Raw genomic sequence first — 4,599 nt, 5'->3', positions numbered from 1 at the left:
GGGGTGACTACACGAAAGTGACGTATCTGCACGCTAAGGGCGAACAAATCCGGTACGATGCCAGCAGATGCTATTCGCAGGCTTTCCTGCCCCTTTTATGTGGTGCCGCCCTACGGGCGCCGATATGGGAGGGCGGCAATCCGATTGACCAACGATCGAGGTAGAACCCTGCTCGCCAAATATGTGAGCTGGTTGCCCATCCCCGGTATGGCGAAGGATTGCCGATAAACCAGAGCGTGGACTGCATGGGCCGCGCACCGGTCAACGTCCATCAAACCCAACCTCCCCCACTTCAAATCGCTGAGGGCAGCCATGTCTGTGTCGATTCCACCGGGTGCAAAAGACCCAACACTCACTCCCGTCCCGGCAAGCTCCACGGAAAGCGCTCGCATGAGGGTGCTCACATAGGCTTTCGACGCGCCGTAGACCGCTTGGAAGGGCACGGATGTTTCGCCCGCCAGGCTCGACACGGCGATTACTGAGGATTCAAACGGCTGCTCCCTGAAAATCGCAATCAGGCGAGCCAGCAAATCCGTGAAACCGAGTATGTTTGTTTCAATTACCTCGGCATAAGTGTCGGCACGGCCTGCATCAAATGAACCAACGCTCGTCATTCCGGCAACCAACAAAGCGGCTGTTACTTGCAATTCTGCAACCTTAGCCGCGATTTTCTCCCTGCCCTCGATTTCACGTTGATCAGCCACTATAATCTCGCACGGCACATTGAACCGCTCGTCAATTTCGGTCTGTAGCTCCCGCAAGTTGTCGAGCCTTCGTCCAACAATCAGGGGCTTGGCCTGGTACGATGCCGCCAAGCGGAGGGCGGACGCTCTGCCCAAACCGGTCGAAGCCCCTGTGACCAGCACCCACGAGTTCTTGATCGCCAGCGGTTTCACGCGTTTTCCAGAGCCTTGTATAGGGCGGTTTTGCCGATCTTGAGCCGGGCCGCCGCCTCACGAACAGTGAGGCCCGCTGCGATATGCGCCCGCGCTTTACGTAGTTTGTCGGGGGTAACGACAGGCCGGCGACCACCCTTGTTGCCCCGCTCGCGTGCGGCCTTGAGGCCGGCATGAGTGCGTTCACGGATCAGGTCACGCTCGAATTGGGCCAGCGAGCCGAAGATGTTGAACACCAGCATGCCGCCCGAAGTGGTGGTGTCGATATTCTCGGTGAGTGAGCGGAACCCGATGCCGCGCGCCGCAAGCTCGCCGACCTTCTCGATCAGGTGGCTCATCGAGCGGCCGAGGCGGTCGAGTTTCCAGACCACCAGCGTGTCGCCGGGGCGCAAATAGGCGAGCGCTTCGGTTAGGCCAGGCCGATCGGCTTTTGCCCCGGATGCGTGATCGTCGAATATACGGTCGCACCCGGCAGTGTTCAGCGCGTCAAGCTGGAGCGACAGCTTCTGGTCTGCGGTCGAGACGCGCGCATAGCCGATCAGCGCCACATGATGCCCGATCCTGTCCGTTTTCCCGTCATTATGCGATCTTGTCCGAATCGCCGTTACAGGTCCAGAGTTAACGGACATATTCCTGTTGGCCGCCAGAGGACCGTCTGACGGACACGCAAAGCGAAGGAGATGATGCTTGGCGAGACGGCGACTGGTGAGCCTGGAAATCTGGGCGAGGCATTATGGCGCGCCGCTCGATGAGCGCGAGATCGCGCGTCATTATACGCTGACCAGCGACGACCTGGAAATTGTCGGCCGCCGTCGCGGCGATGCCACCCGGCTCGGCTATGCGATGCTCATGCTATATATGAGATGGCCTGGCCGTGCGCTGGAAGCGGGCGAAGTCCCGCCCGCTCCTGTGCTCGCCTATGTGGCGCAGCAACTCGGCGTCGCGCCGGCAGCCTTCGCGGATTATGCCCATCGGGACCAGACCCGTCGCGAGCATCTCGTCGAAATCCGACGATCGCACGGGTTCAGGATTTTTGACCGCAACGCTTTCCGTGAAGTTGTCGCCTTCTCGGTCCCAATCGCGCAGACCATCATACACCCCGGCCAGATGGCAGACGTCATCGTCGATGAACTCCGGCGCCTGCAGATCCTCCTGCCTTCTCCGTCGATTCTCGAAGCGGTGCTGCGGCGGGCGCGCCAGCAAGCCGAACAGCTTACCTATGAAGTGCTCACGAATGGCCTGCTGCCTGACACCCTTCAGGGCCTGGACGATTTGCTGGCCCGACGACCGGGGCAGGTCGCGACATGGCTATCCTGGATGCGCAATGCGCCACAATCGCCGGCAGCGCGCAACATCCTGCGCCTGATCGAACGGCTCGCCTATATCCGCGCGCTGGGCCTCGATCGCGCCCGTGCCGACATGATCCCGGCTTTGACTTTTGACAGGCTGGCGGACGAAGGCAGCCGCATCACACCCCAGCACCTTGGCGAACTCAATGCCCTGCGCCGCCATGCGACGCTGGCGGCAACCGGCATCCGGCTTGAGGAAAGCCTGACCGACGCCACCCTGACGATGTTCGACAAGCTGTTGGGCAGCATGGCGCGCCGCGCCGAGAACCGGACCCGCGACAAAGCCCTCAAGACGGTGCGCGAGTTGCAAGGCCACCTCCGGACGCTCACGGGGTCTTGCCGCCTCCTCATCGACGCGCGCAGCAAGGGCGTGGATTCTCTGGCGCAGATCGAGGCGCTGGACTGGCAGCACTTCGCCGTGGCCGTCGAGCAGGCCGAAGTGCTCGGGCGACCGGAAACCGTCGATCGCACCGCCGAATTGATCGAGCGGCATCGGACGGTGAAGCTCTTTGTCGGCGCTTTTCTCAACGCCTTCGAGTTTCGCGGCGCCGGCGCGGTTCAGGGGCTCCTGTCAGCGCTGGCCATCATCGCGGAGCTATATCGGACCGGCAAACGGCGCTTGCCTGATCGCGTGCCGCTACGCTTTGTGCCGCCCGCATGGCGCCCGTTCGTCCTGCGGGATGGCATCGTTGATCGTGCCGCTTATGAACTATGCGCCTTGTCGCAACTACGCGAGCGGTTGCGAGCCGGGGATATATGGGTCGCGGGAAGCCGGCAGTTTCGCGATTTCGACAGCTATCTCATACCGCCGGCGACCTTTGCGGCGCTGCGCGAGAAGGGGCCGTTGCCGCTCGCCATCGAAACGGATTTCGAGCGCCATATCGAGGAACGGCGCACCAGGCTCGACACGGCGATCGAGCAGGTAACGGTCCTTGCACGGCAAGGGGAGCTGCCCCAGGTTAAGCTTGACGAAAACGGTCTCATCATCTCGCCGCTGAAGGCGGCAACACCGCCCGCCACCGAGATTGCCCGTCGCGCCGCCTATGATCGACTGCCGCGCGTGAAGATCACCGATCTTCTGCTGGAGGTCGATGCCTGGACCGGGTTCAGCGAATGCTTCATCCATCGTCGTTCGGGCCGGGAAGCCGACGATCGCAATGCGCTGCTCACGGTCATCCTCGCCGATGGCATCAATCTCGGCCTCACACGCATGGCGGAAACCTGCCGGGGCGCAAGTCTGCGTCAGCTCGCCCATCTTCACGACTGGCACATCAGCGAAGCCGCCTATGGCGAAGCGTTGGGAAGGCTGATCGACGCCCATCGCGCCATGCCGCTCGCCGCGCTGTGGGGAGACGGCACCACTTCGTCGAGCGACGGACAGCAATTTCATGCCGGGGGCCGTGGGGCCGCGATCGGCGACATCAACGCGCGCAGCGGCAACGAACCAGGCGTTGCCTTCTACACCCATGTCTCGGATCGATATGACCCCTTCGCAAGTCGGGTGATCGCGGCGACCGCTGGCGAAGCGCCCTATGTGCTGGATGGCTTGCTGTATCACCAGACCGGCCTGACGATCGAGGAGCACTACACCGATACGGGCGGGGCATCGGACCATGTGTTCGGCCTCATGCCCTTCTTCGGCTACCGCTTCGCGCCGCGCCTGCGCGACATCAAGGAGCGTCGTTTACACCTCCTTCCCGGCCAAGAATCCGGCCCCTTGCTTGCCGGCATGACGGCCGAACCGATCGCATTGGGTCATGTCGCGGCGCATTGGGACGAACTGCTGCGGTTCGCCACGTCGATCCGCACCGGCACCGTCACTGCTTCGGCAATGCTGCGCCGCTTGTCCGCCTATCCGCGACAGAACGGACTGGCCCTCGCACTACGCGAGCTGGGCCGCCTCGAACGCTCCATTTTCATGCTCGACTGGCTGCGCGACATCGACCTGCGCCGGCGCACCCAGGCGGGCCTCAACAAAGGCGAAGCCCGCAACGCGCTCGCCCGCGCGCTCTTCTTCAACCAGCTCGGCGAACTGCGCGATCGTCGGTTCGAGAACCAGACCTATCGCGCCTCCGGCCTCAACCTGCTCGTCGCCGCCATCATCTTGTGGAACACTCGCTATCTCGAAATGGCGCTGGCGGACATCGGCACAGCCGACGAAATCGCACGCCACATCGCGCCATTGGGCTGGGAGCATATCTCGCTGACCGGTGACTATAGCTGGAATGTTGAAGATCAACCCGATCCGGACGCCTTGCGACCGCTGCGCGCCGTCAACTCCCTACTTGCCGCGTGACGTTCGCTATCCGTTCGCCCTTTCCGTGCAGATACGTCACTTTCGTGTAGTCACCCCT

At 62.6% G+C, this 4,599-nt stretch carries 3 protein-coding genes; 1 reads left to right on the top strand and 2 read right to left on the bottom strand.

All coding sequences use genetic code 11. The features are described 5' to 3' along the window. Nucleotides 1–110: 110 nt before the first annotated feature. Both CA234_RS23825 and CA234_RS23820 read right to left on the bottom strand, forming a co-directional pair. Nucleotides 111–896 carry an SDR family NAD(P)-dependent oxidoreductase gene (locus CA234_RS23825; RefSeq protein WP_004213209.1) on the bottom strand — a complete coding sequence of 262 codons (786 nt, stop codon included), beginning with the start codon at nt 894–896 and terminating at the stop codon, nt 111–113. Next, a complete protein-coding gene (locus CA234_RS23820; RefSeq protein ID WP_004213210.1) occupies nt 893–1,444 on the bottom strand; it encodes a recombinase family protein in 552 nt (183 codons plus the stop codon). The genes CA234_RS23825 and CA234_RS23820 overlap by 4 nt, the downstream gene beginning before the upstream one ends. Before the next feature lie 139 nt (nt 1,445–1,583). Here CA234_RS23820 and CA234_RS23815 point away from each other — a divergent pair, with 139 nt between their 5' ends. Continuing rightward, nucleotides 1,584–4,541: a Tn3 family transposase gene (locus CA234_RS23815; RefSeq protein ID WP_031286087.1), complete on the top strand. Its 2,958-nt coding sequence runs from the start codon at nt 1,584–1,586 to the stop codon at nt 4,539–4,541. Nucleotides 4,542–4,599: the final 58 nt, after the last annotated feature.

This window comes from Sphingomonas sp. ABOLE (genome assembly GCF_003950455.1).
Lineage (GTDB): Bacteria > Pseudomonadota > Alphaproteobacteria > Sphingomonadales > Sphingomonadaceae > Sphingomonas > Sphingomonas trueperi.
The sequence above is the reverse complement of the archived record's forward strand: the minus strand, read 5'-3'. Positions and strand labels throughout refer to the sequence as shown.